Origin of the sequence: Streptomyces sp. NPDC087300, from assembly GCF_044744425.1 — a bacterium.
GTDB lineage: Bacteria > Actinomycetota > Actinomycetes > Streptomycetales > Streptomycetaceae > Streptomyces.
In genome coordinates this window covers 678,205-694,746 of the sequence record NZ_JBIUYI010000005.1, presented here as the reverse complement: position 1 = coordinate 694,746, position 16,542 = coordinate 678,205, and the positions used below count along the sequence as shown (strand labels likewise).

Genomic DNA, 16,542 nt, shown 5'->3' with positions numbered 1-16,542 from the left:
GCCGTTCACCGCTTGGCCGGTGTGCCGCAGTCGCCCGCGGCGCACCGGTCGAGCCAGGCGTCGAAGTCGGCGTCGTAGCGGTTGCCGATGGTGCTGGTGAGCAGGGTGCGGGCGGCGTCCCAGTCGCCCGCGCGGTAGTGGCCGAGCAGTGCGGCCACGTCCTGCGGGTGGGACTGGAGCAGATAGCGGACCGCCAGGTAGCCCCACTGGTAGGTGCGGGTCTGGTCGGTGTTCTCGTAGGTGGTGTCGAAGAGCGTGCTGAGCTTGTACGTCTTCTTCCCCGCCTCCTCGATCGCCTGCTCGTAGGGGATGTCCAGGTACGAGTAGGAGATGTACTCGGCGAAGCCCTCCACCCACATCACGGTCGGCGTGCTCTGTCCGGCCGCGAAGTCGCCGTACATGTTGAAGCGGCCGTCGAGGTAGTGCGTGTACTCGTGGTTGAGGTTCCAGATCTGGAACTCGGGGCGCACCCATTCGGCCTCGTAGGCGATGAAGCGCGGCAGGTTCCCCTGCTGTGCCGGGTCGCCCTCCAGGTACATGCCGCCGTTGTTGGTGTCGATGCCGAAGACGACCCCCGCGTAGGTCTGGTAGTCGGTGCTGGAGTCGAAGGCGACCACTTCGAGGGTGGTGTTGTGGTCGTCGGCGACCGGTCCCTGGTCCTTGGCCACCCCGTGGAAGAAGTCGTCCTGCTCGCGCAGGCTCTCGCAGGAGGAGGCGAGTTCGGCCGCGGTCATCTGCTGGGCGACGATCCTGAGGGTGTCGCCGCAGGTGTGCTTGACGGTGAGCACGGCGTCGCGCACGCGGTTCGCCAGGTCGCAGGTGCCGTACTGGGAGCAGTTGTCCTTGTCGTACGCGTCCGTCATCTCGGCCACGCCGACCCACAGGCGCGCGGTGCGGCCCGTCATCTGGCTGCGGTCCAGGAGCTCCTTGGCCAACGGCCGGACGACGTTCTTGAGATCGGCGTACTGGAGGAAGCGGCCGAGTTCGCGGCCCGCGTTGTAGACGAGGTAGGACCGGTCGGTGCCGAGCAGGTCGTCGTGCTGGACGGCGAAGTCGCGCAAGACCGTCAGGTGGCTCCGGTCGGCCTTGACCGCGGCGAGGAACGCCGGGACCTGGTGGCCGCGGAAGTAGACGGTGAAGGTGCTGTTGACGGCCGCGACCATGCCCCAGAACTCGTCGTAGGAGGCGTCGTAGTCGGTCAGCAGGCGCTTGGTGACGTTGAGGTAGCGGTCGTTCTCCTGGGCGCTGTCGATCAGGATGACCGCCTCGTTCAGGGTGTTGCCGTTGGCCTCGGTGACGTCGAAGGCGTGGGACGAGGCGTAGAAGGCGTCGAGGCCGCCCTGGATCGCGCTCTTGAGGGCGGGGCCGTACGCGCCGACGCCGTCCGGGTCGCCCCACTGCACGTAGTACCCGGCGCGCAGGTAGAGGACGACCTGTTCGGCCGAGGTGCTGTTGTCACCGGGGTAGCCGGCGGCCGTGTCGCGCAGCGCGTCGGCCACCGTGACCATCTGCGCCTCACGGAACAGGGCCCTGGCGTCGGGACCCGTCACGGAGAACAGCGTGTTCACGCAGGTGACGTCCACCGACTTGATCTGCTGGACCAGGGCGGCGCCGGTCTTCGACGTGAAGTCGGAGACGCGGCACTCGGCGGCCTTGATCCTGCCCTTGCCGAGGCGGCTCTTGTCCGGGGCGGCCTGCATCGGCGGGCGGTTGGCCACGTCCTCGGCCGGCTCGTCGGCGCGCTGCGCCTCGGCGGTGGCCCGGCTGGGCGTGGCGGGCAGCGGGGCGGGGTCGGGTGCCGGGGCGGAGCTGCCGGGCGCGGTTCGCTCGGGCCGCGCGCCGGTGGCGGCGCCCGCGGGGCTCGCGGGGGCGATCAGCGCCATGCCGAGGCAGGCGATCAGGGCGGCTATGAGGATGCGTGCGCGCTCTCTCAGTGCGGAGGATCTTGGTTTCAAGGCGGCCTCCAGGCCGGTCGCTGCCGTGCGCGGGCACGGCAGTGGGGGGATGTAACGGGCCATGGCGGATGGGCGGCGGACACCACCCATGTCATGCACACGTTCGATGTGTGACATGTACCATTGCACACGTCACATGGCTTGAACAGGCTCCGGAATCAAGGCAGTTGAGATTCACCGGACGAAGGGCCCGACGAGCCCACGGGCCGACGAAGGCCGGGAACGGGACAGGGACGGGCGACGGCGGGCCGCGGATGACCGGCGGCGGGACGGCGCGGAGGCGCGCGGTCGACGTACGTGCGAAACGCCCCGATAAGAGCGATAAAGTATCGCGTCAACCCTCGTCCCCCCGCGACACCCAGGAGAACATCTGTGACCGTAGCCATCGCCCCGACCGAGGAAGTCACCGCCCCCGCCGAGGAGGCCGTCGCCCCGGCCGCCGACGTGGCGGACCTGGTGGCCGAGGACGCCCGCGTCTTCGGGGCCTACGCGCGGACCGGCGGCTGGACCTTCGCCCTCAAGGTGGCGCGCAGCGTGCGCCCCGGCGGGCAGGGCTCCGGCGAGACGCCGAAGGTCTCGGCCAAGGAGTTCAGCGAGCTCGCGGGCTGCTCGGCCGACCGCGTCATGCGCTACTACAAGGCCTGGGACAAGGCCGCCGACGACGGTCTCGTGCCGCACTTCGAGGTACTTGAGCCCGGTCAGGACATCGAACTCCCGGACGCCGACGTCTGGTTGTCGTACTACGCCTCGCGCTCCAGCGCACTCACCTCGCGCGGCGAGGCGATCACGGAGGCCGCCGAGGCCGAGGGCATCCGCCCCACCAAGGCCCTGGAGGTCGCCGAGAACCCGACCGCGCTGCGTGCCGCGATCCTCGCCGACCCCGGCACCGCCGAGGCCGCCCGCAAGGCGCTGATGGACCGCATCGAGGAGGACCCCGCGCTCCGCACGGAGCTGGTCCGCGACATCGTGCGCACCGACGACCTCAAGAAGGCCGTGAGCGCCGAGGCGAAGGCGGGCGACCGCGTCGACTACGTCCGCCAGATCGTGGAGAAGGGTCAGGTCAAGACGCCCGCGGGGCAGATGATCGACGCATCGCCCGAGCTGCGCGAGGAGGCCGAGCGGCACCTGTCGCTCATCGACGAGCTCGACGACGGCGAGGAGTCGGGCGAGTGGGCCCGCGAGGCGTACGACACGGTGCGCGACCTGGTCGCCCAGACCGTGCAGAGCGACCCGCAGCTGCGGGTGCAGGAGCGCCGCGCGAAGTTCTACAGCAGCCTCCAGAAGGCGACGAAGGTCTTCGAGGAGCTGACCTTCGACGACGTCGACGACATCGACGACATCTACGAGGACGACATGGTCAAGCGCCTCGAAGACCTCCAGCAGGCGATCGGCGCGTGCATCACGGCGCTCCAGACGGCGACGGCTCCCGGGGCGGTCCCGCCCGCGTCGCCCACGCCGCCCGTGTCGCCCGCGCCGGAGGCGAACGCCGAGCTGGAGGAGAACACTTGGGACGGCTCTTCCTGAGCCTCTCCCCCGCGTCACCCCGTACGTCCCTAGGTTGACCACGGCCCCGTCCGTAGCACTCGAGTCGTACGCGATGACCACTATCGGGACGGATTCGTCCACCCGGGTCCAGCTCATAGCTTCTTGATCACGTCATCTGACAGAACGATCGAGAGGCTGCCGCGCTATGTACGTGAAGGCATTCGCACCCGAGTACCAGGGCGAGTTGGGCTCGGAGCTGAGTGTGAACTCCTCCTACGAGGACGTCCTCGCTACGGCGGGCCGCGCACTCGACCGTGCGGGCGGCGCGGCCGAACGGGCCCGCGCCGCCCTCGCGGTGGCCGAGGCGAACCGGCGCCTCGGCCGGGTGGACGACGCGGGCGCCGCCTGGCGGCAGAGCTACCGCAGCGCACGGAGCGCCGGGGACTCGGGGGCCATGGCCTGGGCCCTGTGGAGCGGCGGCACGCTGGCACGCCAGTGCGGCGCGCTGCCGCTCGCCCGGCGGCTGCTCGCCCGCTCCGTGGACCTCGCCGCGGGCAGCGGCGACCGGCTCGCGCACGGCTACGCGCTCGCGGGTCTCGCGGAGACCGGCCGCATCCAGGGCGACTACGCCGCCGTCGCGGCCCTCCACGAGGAGTTGCTGGCCCAGGGGCGTGCGCACGGTGAGGCCAGGCACATGGTCTGGGCGATGACCGGCATCGCGCAGATGCACCGCAACACCGGCGACCACGCCAAGGCCCTCGAACTGTTCGAGGAGTCCGTGCGGATCGCCACCGACGCGGACGACGCGCGCGGCCGCGCCTGGTCGCTGCGCGGCGTGGCCGACGTCCGCTCCCTGCGCGGCGAACCGGACCGGGCCCTTGAGCTGCTCTCCGAGGCCGAGCAGGTCTGCCGCGCCATGGACCTGGCGAGCGCGCTCGCCTACAACCACAAGATGCGCGGCAACGTCCTCTACCGCGACGGGCGTTGGGCGGCGGCCCGCGAGATGTACGCCGTGGCCCTCGACGAGTTCACGGAGATGCGCGAGCCGCGCGGCGCCGCCCTGTCCCGGCTCGGGCTCGCCAAGTGCCGCGCGCGGCTCGGCCGCGACCGGGCGGCCATCCTCGCCGAACTGGCCGTCCTGGAGGACGACTTCGCCCGCATGGGGCTGCGGCACGCCCGCGACATGGTGGTCGCCTTCCGTGCCGAGACGACGGAGCCGGCCCTCAGCGCGTGAGCGTGATGCGGATGCCCACCGTGCCGTCGAGACCGCGGCGGATCCTGCTGCCGAGCAGCGTGAAGAAGCCGACGACGTTGTACTTGCGGGTGATGAGCGTGCGGTAGCGCGCGGTCACGTCCGGCGTGACGATCTCGGCGGTGGCGGGAATCTGCTCCCCCGTCGGATTTCCCCGCAGGTCGCACGGGCCCACCATGACGTCGGCGCGGCGCCTGATCCTCTTGACCTTCCACGAGTCCGCGACCGTCCAGATGCCGAGCGCGTCACCGTCCTTGACGACCCAGACCGGGCTCGGCACCAGGGTGCCGTCCTTCCGGTAGCTGCTGACCAGCAGGTACTTTCCCGAGCTGAGCCGGGTCACCACTTCGTCGTCCATGCGGGGAGTCTAGGCCGCGGGCTCCCCGGCATCCGCCCGCCGCCCGCACCCTCTACGTAACCGCTTATATTAGTTACATGGAACCGTCCGCGTCCCCCGGCATCCCGATGCGCTCCTTCAGCGGATCCACCTACCGGTTCGACCCGGGGGCCCTCAGCCTGGAGCTCCTGACCACCGGGGGTCCCGGCGAGTTCCGGCGGTTCGAGACGCTGCACGCGCCCGCCGACCTGGTGGCCTGGGCGGGCCGCTCGCGCCTGACGCCGACGCCCGAGCTGCGGGTCACCGAGGCCGAGGTGGCCGACGCGCGGCGGCTGCGGGACGCGCTGTTCCGGGTGACCACCGCCCACGTCCTCGCCGAGGCCAAGCCCCCCGAGGACGTCGCCGTCCTCAACGAGGCGGCCGCGCATCCGCCGCTGGCACCCCTCATCGGCCCCGGCGACGAACGCCGCTGGGCCGGGACCGCCGACGGCACCCGGCTCCTCGCCACCGTCGCCCATGACGCCGTGGACCTGCTGACGGGCCCCTACGCGCACCGGATCCGCATGTGCGCGTCCGACAACTGCGCGCTGCTGTACGTCGACACCTCGCGCCCCGGCCGCCGCCGCTGGTGCTCGATGGAGCACTGCGGCAACCTCCACAAGGTGCGCACGCTGCGCGCCCGACGCTCCGAGACGGGGTGAGCGCCCGCCGCCCGCTCCGGGCGGCTCGTCTGGCATGGTTCCGCTGTCCGGGGTACGCATGAGGGGAAGGCCGATCTCCCGACGGAATCAGGTGATCCCCGTGCCCAGGGCACAGATCAAGAACGAGAAGACCTACCAGGCGCTGCGCCGCGAGGGCGCGAGCAAGGAGAAGGCGGCCCGCATCGCCAACGACTCCGGCGGCTCGGCCGCCGCGACCGGCCGCAAGGGCGGCAAGGCGGGCGCGTACGAGGACCGCTCCAAGCAGGACCTGTACCGCGAGGCCAAGAAGGTCGGCATCGAGGGCCGCTCCAAGATGACCAAGCCCCAGCTGATCGACGCGCTGCGCCACCACTGACCGGCGGGCGACCGGAGAACCGCGGCGGACGGTTCACGGGCGGCCGGAGAGCGCGGCGGACGGTTCACGGGCGGCCGGAGACTGCGGCGCAAGCTTCGCGTGCGGCCTGCGGGCGGCTCGCGTTCGATCAGGTGGCCGCTGCCCCGCGCCCCGGGTGAGCCGCCCGCCCTCGGTGCTTTCCTCCGACCGCATCGGTACCTTCAAGTGTTTCCTTGAAGTACCTGTGGGGGCCTTTCCCCGCCATGCCTCCGGAGGGGCCGCCGATGAGCCGTCAGGACAGCCGCGTCGAGGGGTCCCCCGGTCTGCGCCCGGTCGATCTCGCGCGGGCCGCGGGCATCTCGACCCAGCAGATCCGCAACTACGCCGACGCGGGCATCCTGCCGCCCACGCCCCGCTCCCCCGCCGGATACCGCAGGTTCGACGCCCGGCACCGGCAGGCCCTGCTCACCTACCGGGCGCTGATCCGCGGCTTCGGCCCGGGGCCTGCGCAGGGGATCATGCGGGCCGTGCACGCGGCGGAGGTGCCGCGGGCGCTCGCCCTCGTCGACACCTGCCACGCCGAGCTGCACGCGCAGCGCGTCGCCCTGCGGACCACCGGCGAGGCCCTGGAAGCACTCGCCGACGAGGATCCCGGCGCACCGGCCCCGCCGCGCTCCCGCATGCGCATCGGAGAGGTCGCCGCGCACTTGGGGCTGCGCACCTCGGCGCTGCGCGTGTGGGAGGCGGCGGGGCTCCTGACGCCGACCCGCGATCCGGTCACGCACTACCGCTCGTACCTGCCGGCCGACGTCCGCGACGCGCGCGTGATCACCATGCTCCGGCAGAGCCACTACCCGCTCCCCCAGATCCGCGCGGTCCTCGACGACCTGCGCCAGAGCGGCGGCGTCGAGGCGCTGCGCACGGCCGTGGCGCGCCGCGCGGAGGCCCTTGACCAGCGCACGCTGGCGATGCTGGAGGGAGCGGGGCGGCTGCACCGGTACGTCACCGACACCGAAGCGGACGTCGCGGAATAGGGCCGGGCGGCCTCGGGGCTACCGGGCGAGCGGCCTCGGGGCTACCGCGCGAGCCGCGCGCCCACTCCCCGGGTCAGCTCCAGCTGATCGTCCTCAAGGTTCCACTTGCCCTTCTGATAGGCGTGGTTGCTCACCCAGAACACCATGATGTCGTCGCGGCGGAACTCCGCGACCGTCGCCAGTGACCAGTCGTTTCCCCCGTCGTGCCAGGCGATCCGGCCGTCGTCCGAGTCGACGACGACCCAGCCGTAGCCGTAGGACCCGTCGAGCTCGGGCACCCGCACCTGCGGGGCGAACAGCTTCCGCTTGGCGGCTTCGGACAGGACGGTGTCGCCGACGAGGGCGCGGTGCCAGCGGAACATGTCGCGGGCGGTGGAGAGCAGCCCGCCGTTGCCGCGCAGGTTCCAGGAGGGCCCGTCGGACGCCCAGGGGTGGTCCATCGGCCGTCCCTGGGCGCGGCCGTGCCTGTCGTGCTCGACGGCGACCCGCGCACGGTTCCAGGACGGCAGCACATAGCCGGTTGGTCATCCCCGCGGGCCCGAACAGCCGCTCCGCCAGGAAGTGTTCATAGCTCCGGCCCGCGACCTTCTCGACGATCGCGGCGAGGACGCTGTAGCCGACGTTCGAGTAGTGGAACTCCTCGCCGGGCGCCGACCGCAGCCGGGCCCGCATCGTGTCGAGGTAGCGGTCGACCGCCGGGTCGACGGGGTCGTGGCGCGCCGACGCCGCGACGCTCGCCGGGCCCTTTGCCCCCGCCCCTGACATGACGTGGGCGTCCGAGCAGCCGGCGGTGGCGAGGGTGAGCGCGAGCAGCAGCGCGAGGGAACCGAGGCGGACCACGCGGGCCTCCCTAGGGCAGACGACAGATGTGTCGCCGAGGCTGACCGCAACGCCCTGGCTCGCTCAACGGATGAGTTGTTCGAGCTTGTGCGAGTTTCCGTATGCCCAGGTCGGCGGGGGTACGCGCGAACCGGAGGAACCCACATGACACCACCGCCCACACCGACCCCCACCGCCGGAGAGGCCGCGTTCATGGCCGAGCTGCGCCGCCTCAAGGCCTGGTCGGGCCTGAGCTACCGGGAGTTGGAGCGCGCGGCGACAGCGGCGGGCGAGGTGCTGCCGTACTCGACGGCGGCGACCATGCTCGGCCGGGACCGGCTGCCGCGCGAGGCCCTGCTCGTGGCGTTCGTCGTCGCGTGCGGCCTCGGCGCCGACGACACCCGGCGGTGGGTGTCCGTCCGCAGGGAACTCGCGGTGGGCGCAGCGGCACCTCCTGCCGTGGAGCGGGCGCGGCCCCCTCGACGGCGTCTGCCGCGCCTGCGGCTCGCGGTCGTCGGCATCGCGGCGGCCTGCGCGCTCCTCGTCGGCGCGGGCGCGGCGACGCTCGCCACGTCCACCGTGGAGGAGGAGCAGGCGGTGGGGTCCGCGCAGACGCAGCCCTGACGTCCGGCCCAGCGGCTCCGACCAGGCCGTTCCTACCCCCGGTCCAGTTCACGCGGCCCGTACAGCGCGCACTCGGCGCCCGACGAGAGCGCCCAGTAGCGGTCGCCGTACGACCAGTGCCACCACTCGGTGGGGTAGTTGACCAGGCCCGCCCCGGTCAGCGCGGCGCCGAGGATGTCTCGGTGGGCGCGTGCCTCGGGGCCGATGTTGTGCGCGGCCGTGTAGCAGGCGCCCGCGCTTTCCTCCGGGTCGGCGTTCATCCTGGTGCCCAGGTCCAGTTCGCGGCCTTCGGCGTCGGCGAGCGTCAGGTCCACGGCCGAGCCCGCGCTGTGCGGGGCGATGTCGGGCGGGGAGACGTAACGGCTGGCCGCCTCGTGGATCCGCGCGGCGGGCAGGTCGGGGTGGAGGGCCCGCAACTGATCCGCGTACTCCTCGAAGTACGCGCGTTGCAGCGACGGCGGCCGGTAGCCCTCCACGAACAGCAGCCGCAGGCCGTCGGGGAGCAGCGTCCCCGCGTGTTCGAGGCGCCGCACCACGCCCTCCCGCAGGAACGCGAAGGCGGCATCGGGGCCCGCCTGTTGGCGCGCGTCGACCAGCAGCGAGCTCTGCGTGCGTACGTCGACGAGGCGCTCCCCGCACTCCCGTACGGGGACGGCGGCGACCCTCGGGTCCGCCATCAGGACGATGTCGTTCGTGTGCGTGCTCATGGAGAGATCATCCCCTCGGCGGGAAGGAGCCCGCGCGGCGGCCCGCGCAGGGGCAACTCCCCGGGAATCGCCCTCCCTTCTCACCCACCCTGCCCAACGTGCGTGGTCAACGCGGGGAATGCGCCCGGCGGCGGCCTAGCCTGCGGCCATGGATCTCACCTGCCCCAGGGAGGTCACCTGCTCAAGGGAGGCATTCTTGCCGTCCAGCCGCGTGCTGCGCCGCCTCGCGCTCACGGCCCTGCTCACCGCGTCGCTCGTCTCCGCCGCGCCGTCCCCCGCCCCGCGCCCGACGGCACCCGGCCCGTCGGCGGAGCGGGGCGGCACCAACCTGCTCGTCGTCGGCATCGACCGCAGATCCGGCATGTCCCGTGCCGAGATCCAGCGGCTGCACGTCGGCGGCAAGGAGTGCGACTGCACCGACGTGATGATGCTGGTCCACATCTCCCCGGGCGGGCGGCGCCTCGGCGTCGTGTCCATTCCCCGTGATTCGTACGTGCCGTTCGCGGCGCACGAGGGTCATGAGGCACACAGCGGGAAGATCAACGGCGCCTTCGCTGAGGGCGGCCCCGACCTCGCCGTACGGACGGTCGAGAAGGCCACCGGCGTCCACGTCGACCACTATCTGGAGGCCGACTTCCCCGGCTTCGTCGAGGCCGTCGACCGGCTCGGCGGCGCCGAGGTGTGCACGGCGACACCGCTCAAGGACATCAACTCCGGCCTGGAGCTGCCCTCCGGCAGGCACGCCGTCGACGGGGCGCAGGCGCTGCGCTACGTGCGGGCCCGCCACGTTCCGCCGCCCGGCGACCTCGGCCGGGTCCGCCGCCAGCAGCGCCTCGTCCTCGGCATGCTGGCCCGGCTCTCCGAGGCGGGCGCGTTCACCGATCCGCTGGCCACCGGCCGCGCGGCCTACGCACTCGCGCGGAGCGTGCGCACCGACGCGCACACCTCGGCGCGCACGCTGTACGAGCTGGCCCGCTCGCTTCGCCATCTCGACCTCGCGCACACCGAGTTCGCGACCGTCCCGATGTCCGACTTCGACCACCGGGTGCCCGACTGGGGTTCGACGCTGCTGTGGGACGAGCCGCGCGCGAAGGCCCTGTTCGACGCCGTGCGCGAGGACCGGTCGCTGGTCGAGGGCCGCACGGCGCAGGGCGTGCCCGTGGGCATGCGGCCGGAGACCGTCCAGGTGCGCGTGGACGATCCGGTGACCACGGAGGCGCTGCGGGCGAACGGCTTCGACGTGACCGCGGCCGAGCCGCCCGCAGGAGGCCGGGCCGCGGGCCCGACGGTCATCACCTACGACCCGAGCCGGGCCCGCTACGTCGACACGCTGGCGGCCGCGCTGCCCGGCGCCCAGCTGCGCCCGGTCGCCGGTCAAGGACCGGTCTTCCGGGTCACGGTGGGCGCGGCCGAGCAGCGTGTGGCGAAGGTGATCTACGACCGGAGCATGGTGGAGGGCGCGCCCGTCACCGGCGACCGGCTGCGCTGCGGCTGACCCCGTCCCGCCCGGCGCGTACGGAGCTCAGGGGCCGGTGCCTTCGAGCGCCTCGGCGAGCGAGGTGGCGAAGCGGGCGTGCTGCCGTGCGCTGGGCGGCAGTTCGGGGTTCCACGGCAGCGTCCGCACGCCCTGCCCCAGGGCGTCGCCGAGCGGTGTGGCGTTGGAGCGCACATCGGTCAGGACCAGGTCGGCTTCGAGGGCGGCCGCCTCGGCCCAGGTGGTCGTGGACCAGTTGGCGCCCTGTCCGGGCGGGGGGTCGACGAGTCCGACGCCCAGTCCGGCGAGCGCGGCCAGGTCGGGCCAGGCGTGCGGCCGCGCCAGGTGGACGGAGTCGGGGCCCGCGGGGGAGAGCGCGAGCACCCTCGGCCGTACGGGTCCGCTCGCCGCCTCGGTCAACCGGCTCTCTGCCGTGGCGAGTTCGGCGTCCGCCTCGGGCCGCTCGGCGGCACCCAGGCTCCGCGCGAGGGCCGTGAGGCGCTCCCTGATCCCGGCGAGGCTGCGGCCGTGCCCGATGTCGAACACGACGACCGGCAGCTGCTCCTCCAGGTGCTTGGCGGCGTCCGGGTCGATGCCGTAGACCTGTCCGCCGCCGTAGGTGACGGCGACGACGAGGTCGGGCCCCGCGGCGAGCAGGGCGTCCAGATCCAGTGCGGAACCGGCGCCGAAGTAGCCGAGGCCGTCCAGCGGAAGGTCGCCCGCCTTGGCGGGATCCGGTACGGCGGGGTCGTCGTGCGCGGAGCCGAAGACGCCCGCCGGGCGTATGCCGTGGTCGTACAGGGCCGCGCCCGTGGGTAGGTAGGCGACCGGCCTGACCGGTCGTGCCGCGGCCCTCACCAGGTGATCCCGGTCGTCGGTGAACTCCCAGTACCGGGCCGTGTCGTGTGCCATGGTGTCCGACTCCTCCTGCTCCCGCTGCTCCCGCGCCGCGGCCTGCCCCGCCGTGGCCGTACCGGTGCTACCTGCCCTGGCGCGCGCCCCGGTACACGAGACCGGGCACGCCACGGCGCGTTGGACCCGAACCGTGCCCGGTTCGGCCGGAACGCGCCGTCGAGCGCGTCCTCCGAGCCGGGCACGCGGGTCGGCCGGGCGGCGGGCCCGGGTGCCGCCTGGTCGTCCTGGTCGTCCTGGTCGTCCTGGTCGTCCTGCTAGTCGGCCTGAGTCTCCGTCACTTCCGCCTGCACAGAGCGTCGTCGACGAGCTTGTCCGTGCGTACGTCGCGGTCCTCCGCGGCGAGGTTGGTGGAGCGCATGGCGATCACGCCCCGCTCACCCTTGCCGACGAAGCCGTTGGCGTTGAGGTGGCCGAGGGTGGTCCCGCCATGCCCCCAGTAGCCACCGCCGCAGCTCAACGGCCGCCACAGGACGCCGAGCCCGGCCCGCTCCCCCGTGTCCTGCCCGTCCACGACGATCGGCACCGTCGTCCGCATCTGCTTCAGCTGCTTCGGCCCGAGCAACTGGCCGCCGAGCAGCTTCTGCCAGAAGCGCGTGAGGTCCTTGGAAGTGGTGACGAGCGAGCCGGCCGCGTCGCCCCAGGTCATGTTGACCTCGGTGCTCTCGACCAGCGGGCCGCCGGCCTTGAACTGCATATAGCTCTTGGCATGCGGCTCGGGCAGGCCGAGGCGCTCGTCACCCGCGGCGAAGGTGTGCTTGAGGCCGAGCGGCTCGATGATCCTGGACCTGACCTCGTCGCTCCACGTCCGGCCCGTGGCCTTCTCGATGATCATCCCGGCGACGACGTAACCGGTGTTGGAGTAGCTCCAGCCCTTGCCGGGCTCGAACGTGGGCTCGTCCCGCAGGGCGAGCTCGACCAGGTCGCGCGGCTGGTAGCTGTCGAAGCGGTGCTTCTGGAACTTCTTCTCGTCGGAGATGCCGGGCAGCCGCGCCGCGTAGTCGGGCAGCCCGCTGGTGTGTTGCAGCAACTGCCTTACGGTGATGCGCTTCCCGTCGTTGCCGTTCCCCTCGATCAGACCGGGCAGCCAGTGGTCGACGGTGTCACTCAGGCGCAGCCGGCCCTCGGACTCCAACTGGAGCAGCACGGTGGCGACGAAGGTCTTGGTGTTGCTGCCCATCCTGAAGTAGCCGTTGTGCGGGACGGCCTTGTCGGTGCCGAGTTCGGCAGTGCCGCTGCGTACGGAGACGCGGTGCTTGCCGTCGACGAGCGCGGCCTGCGCACCGACGACGCCGTCCTTGCGGACGACGTCGTCCAGGTTCCGCTGCAGAGCGGCCTTCCGGGAGTCCGCGGCCCGCCCCGAACTCGCCGCCGCGGTGTCCTGCTGGGCCGCCCAGGCCGTGGAGAGCGGCATCGCCAGGCTCGCGGCGAGGGTGGCGGCGGCGACCGCGCCGAAGGCGACTCTGCGGCGTACCGGGGAGGCGCTGCGGCGGGCGGCGGGGGCGGCGTTTCGTATGTGTGTCACGAGGGGGTCTCATCTCGCTCGTCGGACGCCCGACCGAGCGCAACTCACCTATTGGTACAGGGAGTTGCTCCATCGGACGGGCGGGCCGCGCGGTGCGGCCTTCCAAGATCAATTGCCTCATGGAAGGGCACCGCGAAGCCATGACGAGACCCCCCGGCCAGGGGGTATGGATAACACCACCCTCATGGGGGTGCGTTCGGCAGTACGAGCAGGAGTACGCCCTACCGGCAGGAGTGCCGGCAGGAGTGCCGCCCGGGACGAGCGGCACTTCGTCGGCGCGCCGGGTGCGCGTGGCTCACTTGCGCAGCCAGTGCCCCGCGCCGGTCAGCCAGTCGGCGAACAGCGCCTCGTCGCCGAGGACTTCGATGCCGTCGGCGGGGACCGGCGAACGGCGCTGGTAGAGCAGGAGCAGCAGATCCGTGAGCGGGCCGCGTACGGCGGTGGTCGTCTTCTCGTGCGCGTGCCGCCAGGTGAACGGTTCGCCCGAGAGGTCGATCAGCCACTCCCCCGTGCCCTCGGGCGCGTCGGTGGCGTGGACGTGCAGGCCCTTGCCGGACCCGGTCAACGCTCGCCGCACGTCCGCCGACTCGTAGGCCTGCGGCAGGGTGCTGAACTCGATCCACTCGTCGAGCCCGTCGATGGCGACGTCCGCGTCGAGGGTGTACTTCGCGCCGACGGCGGCCGTCGCGTCGAAGCGGTGCACGACCGTCTCGAACGTCATGCGGCGCGCCCAGAACCGGGGTGTCCCGCCCGGCGCCACGGTCCAGACGGGGACGTCCTCGTCGGTGGCCCGCAGCGTCTGCGCGAAGCGCTGGGCCCCCTCGTTCAGCCAGTCGGCCAGGGTGGCGAGATCGTCGTCCTCGTCGGGAGTCACGTCGTTGACCTGCTCGTCCGAGACGGGCGCGGTGGCCTTGGTCCGCACGATCGTCTCGGCCCAGCGGTGCGCGCCGCCGACGTGGCGCAGCAGATGGGCGAGGGTCCAGCCGGGACACCCCGGCACGGGCGCGGCACGGTCGGCGCCTGCCACCGCGGAGGTCAGCAGGGCGGTCTGGTCGAGGATGCGGGCGGCGTAGAGGTCATGGACCGGACTCGGTGTCGGACGCGTCATGGCGTCACGATAAACCACGGATTGCAGGCTACTGGGCACGAACCAGGGGCTGTTGAGGACGGCGGAGAGGGCCCGCGCCGACTCCCGTCCCGGTGTCCGCCCCGGTTCCCGTCTCGGTGTCCGGCCGGGTGACCGCATCGGATCCGGCGCCGGGCCCGGGTCCCGACCCTCGCCCAGACCCGGTCCTGATCCTGATCCCGATTCATCGTCGGGGCCCGTGAACCGACGTGCCGGAAAGCTCATGGCGCCACCGCTCCCGTAGATGCCGCTGAAGTCTCTGATGCCCCTGATGCTTCTGACTCCGGTGATTCCGGCGCCGCCGGTGATGCCACCGCTCCCGCCGACGTCGCCAGGAACTGGGTCGCCGCCAGCTCCCCGTACAGCGGATCCGCCGCCACGAGTTCCGCGTGCGTGCCCGTCGCGCGGACCCGTCCCCCGTCCATCACCACGATCCGGTCGGCCAGCGTCACCGTCGACAGCCGGTGCGCCACCACCAGGACCGTCACCTCGCGGGCCACCTCGGCCACGACGTCGCGCAGGGCCAGTTCGTTGACCGCGTCCAACTGCGAGGTCGCCTCGTCGAGCAGGAGCAGCCGCGGTTTCCTGAGCAGGGCCCTGGCGATCGCCACCCGCTGCCGCTCGCCGCCCGACAGCTTGGAGCCACGGTGCCCGACGACCGTCTCCAGGCCGTCCGGCAGCCGCTCGACCACGCCGTCGAGACGGGCGCGTACGAGCACGTCGTCGATCTCGGCGTCGGTGGCACCGGGCGCCCCGAAGAGCAGGTTCTCGCGCAGCGTGCCCGCGAGGACGGGCGCGTCCTGCTCGACGTATCCGATGGCCGACCTGAGTTCGGCGAGCGACCACTCCTGGACGTCCCTGCCGTCGACCAGGACGCGGCCGCCCGACGCGTCGTAGAACCGTTCGATCAGCCCGAACACGGTGGTCTTGCCCGCGCCGGAAGGGCCGACGAACGCGGTCATGCCGGGGCCAGGCACCTCGAAGCTCACGCCGTGATGGACGTACGGCAGGTCGTCGCGGTAGCGGAAACGGACCTCGTCGAAGACGACGGAGGCGGCGGCGCGCGACGCGGACGGTGCCGACTCCAGCGGGACGTCCACGGCACCCCCGCCCTCCATGCCCCCCTCGGGAGCGTCCACGTCCTCGGGACCGTCCACGTCCTCCGTCTCGAGCCGCTCCGCCTGCACGATCCGGGCGACGGCCGCCGAGCCGACCTGGTACTGCGATGCCGCCTCGACCAGGCGCGAGACCGGGTCGATCAGGTAGAAGAGGAAGAGCAGGAAGGCCACCAGCGTCGCCACGGATATGGCGCCGGACGCGACCCGCGCGCCGCCGATGCCGAGCACCGCGAGGAACGACACCTGCACGGCGAGACCTACCGAACTCCACGCCACCGACTGCCACTTGGCCGACCTGACGCCGTGCCGCCACGCCTCCTGGGCGGCCTCCTCCACGGCGGCGGCCTCGCGGCGTTCGGCGCCGGAGGCCTTGAGGGTGCGGAAGGCGCCGAACGCCCGCTCCAGAGCGGTCGAGATCGTGCCGACCGACTCCTGGGCGCGCTGGGTCGCCTGCGCGATCTTCGGCATGACCAGGGCGGTCATGCCGCCGATGAGCACGATCACGCCCAGCGTGACGCCGAGCAGGACCGGATCCATCAGCGCCACCATCACGATGGTCGCGATGAACGTGAGGCCGCCGGAGGCCGCGGACACCACGGACTGGGTGGTCACCGCGCGCAGCAGCGTCGTGTCCGAGGTGACCCGGGACATCAGGTCGCCCGGCTGAGTGCGCTCCACCTCGCCGAGCCGCAGCCGCAGCAGCCGCCCGATGAGGGTGCGCCGGGCCGCGAGCACCACGGACTCGGCGGTGCGTTCCAGGACGTACGCACCGACGGACTCGATCGCGGTGCCCACGAGCACGAGCCCGGTGAGGAGCAGCAGGATGCCGGTGATCGACTCGTCGGTGCCGAGCCGCTCCACCAGCGACTTGGCCGCCAGCGGCTGGGCGAGCCCGGACGCCGCGCCGATCAGCGTGAAGAGCGCGCCCAGGGCGACGGCCGCGCGGTGCGGCCGGAAATGGCGGTACAGCGCCCGCCAGGTCTCCCTCGCGGGCAGGCGTTCGGCGGGTCGGGGCGTGCGGGTCTCGGGATCGGTGTCGGCTCTCGCGGAGTCCGGGGCTGCGTCGGTCACATCTGGCAGGACGCGCTGGCCGATGATCCACCTGACTCGTCCGGCTCGCGTCTCATGACCGCGCTCGT

General features: G+C 72.4%; 15 protein-coding genes and 1 pseudogene. 7 read left to right on the top strand and 9 right to left on the bottom strand.

From position 1 onward, the window contains the following. Positions 1 to 5: 5 nt before the first annotated feature. Positions 6 to 1,955 carry a collagenase gene (locus tag ACIO9J_RS23390; RefSeq protein ID WP_402002715.1) on the bottom strand — a complete coding sequence of 650 codons (1,950 nt, stop codon included), beginning with the start codon at positions 1,953 to 1,955 and terminating at the stop codon, positions 6 to 8. Between the two features lie 372 nt (positions 1,956 to 2,327). Here ACIO9J_RS23390 and ACIO9J_RS23385 point away from each other — a divergent pair, with 372 nt between their 5' ends. Together ACIO9J_RS23385 and ACIO9J_RS23380 are read left to right on the top strand one after the other, a co-directional pair. Then, positions 2,328 to 3,479, top strand: a complete 1,152-nt coding sequence (locus ACIO9J_RS23385; RefSeq protein ID WP_402002712.1) for a hypothetical protein — start codon at positions 2,328 to 2,330, stop codon at positions 3,477 to 3,479. 166 nt (positions 3,480 to 3,645) lie between these two features. Continuing rightward, on the top strand, positions 3,646 to 4,674 hold the full coding sequence (locus ACIO9J_RS23380) for a tetratricopeptide repeat protein (RefSeq protein WP_402002709.1): 1,029 nt from the start codon (positions 3,646 to 3,648) through the stop codon (positions 4,672 to 4,674). On the opposite strand, the gene ACIO9J_RS23375 is transcribed toward ACIO9J_RS23380, so the two are convergent. Further along, positions 4,664 to 5,050 carry a PPOX class F420-dependent oxidoreductase gene (locus ACIO9J_RS23375; RefSeq protein ID WP_402002706.1) on the bottom strand — a complete coding sequence of 129 codons (387 nt, stop codon included), beginning with the start codon at positions 5,048 to 5,050 and terminating at the stop codon, positions 4,664 to 4,666. The genes ACIO9J_RS23380 and ACIO9J_RS23375 overlap by 11 nt on opposite strands. 77 nt (positions 5,051 to 5,127) lie before the next feature. On the opposite strand from ACIO9J_RS23375, the gene ACIO9J_RS23370 reads away from it, so the two are divergent. The 3 genes from ACIO9J_RS23370 to ACIO9J_RS23360 all read left to right on the top strand — a co-directional run bounded on the left by ACIO9J_RS23370 (position 5,128) and on the right by ACIO9J_RS23360 (position 7,098). After that, positions 5,128 to 5,730: a CGNR zinc finger domain-containing protein gene (locus tag ACIO9J_RS23370; RefSeq protein ID WP_402002703.1), complete on the top strand. Its 603-nt coding sequence runs from the start codon at positions 5,128 to 5,130 to the stop codon at positions 5,728 to 5,730. Between the two features lie 100 nt (positions 5,731 to 5,830). Continuing rightward, positions 5,831 to 6,085: a Rho termination factor gene (locus ACIO9J_RS23365; RefSeq protein ID WP_402002700.1), complete on the top strand. Its 255-nt coding sequence runs from the start codon at positions 5,831 to 5,833 to the stop codon at positions 6,083 to 6,085. 263 nt (positions 6,086 to 6,348) lie between these two features. Next, positions 6,349 to 7,098: a MerR family transcriptional regulator gene (locus tag ACIO9J_RS23360; protein WP_402002697.1), complete on the top strand. Its 750-nt coding sequence runs from the start codon at positions 6,349 to 6,351 to the stop codon at positions 7,096 to 7,098. Positions 7,099 to 7,139: 41 nt separating this feature from the next. On the opposite strand, the gene ACIO9J_RS23355 is transcribed toward ACIO9J_RS23360, so the two are convergent. Continuing rightward, complete coding sequence (locus ACIO9J_RS23355) at positions 7,140 to 7,610, bottom strand: serine hydrolase (protein WP_402002694.1); 471 nt, start codon at positions 7,608 to 7,610, stop codon at positions 7,140 to 7,142. Positions 7,611 to 7,698: 88 nt separating this feature from the next. Next, positions 7,699 to 7,770 (bottom strand): annotated as a pseudogene (locus ACIO9J_RS23350) (hypothetical protein); the annotation flags it as partial. 312 nt (positions 7,771 to 8,082) lie between these two features. Between ACIO9J_RS23350 and ACIO9J_RS23345 the strand changes: the two are divergent. Then, the gene (locus ACIO9J_RS23345) at positions 8,083 to 8,541 is read left to right on the top strand and encodes a hypothetical protein (protein WP_402002691.1); all 459 of its coding nucleotides are present in this window, start codon (positions 8,083 to 8,085) and stop codon (positions 8,539 to 8,541) included. Positions 8,542 to 8,573: 32 nt separating this feature from the next. Here the strand turns inward: ACIO9J_RS23345 and ACIO9J_RS23340 are convergent, their stop codons facing one another. Beyond that, a complete protein-coding gene (locus ACIO9J_RS23340; RefSeq protein ID WP_402002688.1) occupies positions 8,574 to 9,248 on the bottom strand; it encodes a M15 family metallopeptidase in 675 nt (224 codons plus the stop codon). 196 nt (positions 9,249 to 9,444) lie between these two features. Here ACIO9J_RS23340 and ACIO9J_RS23335 point away from each other — a divergent pair, with 196 nt between their 5' ends. After that, positions 9,445 to 10,743, top strand: coding sequence for an LCP family protein (locus ACIO9J_RS23335; RefSeq protein ID WP_402002685.1), 1,299 nt, complete (start codon positions 9,445 to 9,447; stop codon positions 10,741 to 10,743). A 27-nt stretch (positions 10,744 to 10,770) separates the two neighbouring features. On the opposite strand, the gene ACIO9J_RS23330 is transcribed toward ACIO9J_RS23335, so the two are convergent. The 4 genes from ACIO9J_RS23330 to ACIO9J_RS23315 form a co-directional block, all read right to left on the bottom strand. Continuing rightward, a complete protein-coding gene (locus tag ACIO9J_RS23330) occupies positions 10,771 to 11,634 on the bottom strand; it encodes an ABC transporter substrate-binding protein (protein WP_402002682.1) in 864 nt (287 codons plus the stop codon). A gap of 277 nt (positions 11,635 to 11,911) precedes the next feature. After that, on the bottom strand, positions 11,912 to 13,159 hold the full coding sequence (locus ACIO9J_RS23325) for a serine hydrolase domain-containing protein (protein ID WP_402002679.1): 1,248 nt from the start codon (positions 13,157 to 13,159) through the stop codon (positions 11,912 to 11,914). A 295-nt stretch (positions 13,160 to 13,454) separates the two neighbouring features. After that, positions 13,455 to 14,267 carry a maleylpyruvate isomerase N-terminal domain-containing protein gene (locus ACIO9J_RS23320; protein WP_402002676.1) on the bottom strand — a complete coding sequence of 271 codons (813 nt, stop codon included), beginning with the start codon at positions 14,265 to 14,267 and terminating at the stop codon, positions 13,455 to 13,457. A 239-nt stretch (positions 14,268 to 14,506) separates the two neighbouring features. Beyond that, positions 14,507 to 16,474 (bottom strand): ABC transporter ATP-binding protein, encoded by a 1,968-nt coding sequence (locus ACIO9J_RS23315; protein ID WP_402002673.1) that lies wholly within the window; start codon positions 16,472 to 16,474, stop codon positions 14,507 to 14,509. Positions 16,475 to 16,542 lie beyond the last annotated feature (68 nt).

What these genes read in the sequence shown, in the direction of transcription:
- ACIO9J_RS23380 (WP_402002709.1), top strand. Translation starts at nt 3,646, where the DNA reads ATGTACGTGAAGGCATTCGCACCCGAGTACCAGGGCGAGTTGGGCTCG.
- ACIO9J_RS23375 (WP_402002706.1), bottom strand. Translation starts at nt 5,050, where the DNA reads ATGGACGACGAAGTGGTGACCCGGCTCAGCTCGGGAAAGTACCTGCTG.
- ACIO9J_RS23370 (WP_402002703.1), top strand. Translation starts at nt 5,128, where the DNA reads ATGGAACCGTCCGCGTCCCCCGGCATCCCGATGCGCTCCTTCAGCGGA.
- ACIO9J_RS23360 (WP_402002697.1), top strand. Translation starts at nt 6,349, where the DNA reads ATGAGCCGTCAGGACAGCCGCGTCGAGGGGTCCCCCGGTCTGCGCCCG.
- ACIO9J_RS23345 (WP_402002691.1), top strand. Translation starts at nt 8,083, where the DNA reads ATGACACCACCGCCCACACCGACCCCCACCGCCGGAGAGGCCGCGTTC.
- ACIO9J_RS23340 (WP_402002688.1), bottom strand. Translation starts at nt 9,248, where the DNA reads ATGAGCACGCACACGAACGACATCGTCCTGATGGCGGACCCGAGGGTC.
- ACIO9J_RS23330 (WP_402002682.1), bottom strand. Translation starts at nt 11,634, where the DNA reads ATGGCACACGACACGGCCCGGTACTGGGAGTTCACCGACGACCGGGAT.
- ACIO9J_RS23320 (WP_402002676.1), bottom strand. Translation starts at nt 14,267, where the DNA reads ATGACGCGTCCGACACCGAGTCCGGTCCATGACCTCTACGCCGCCCGC.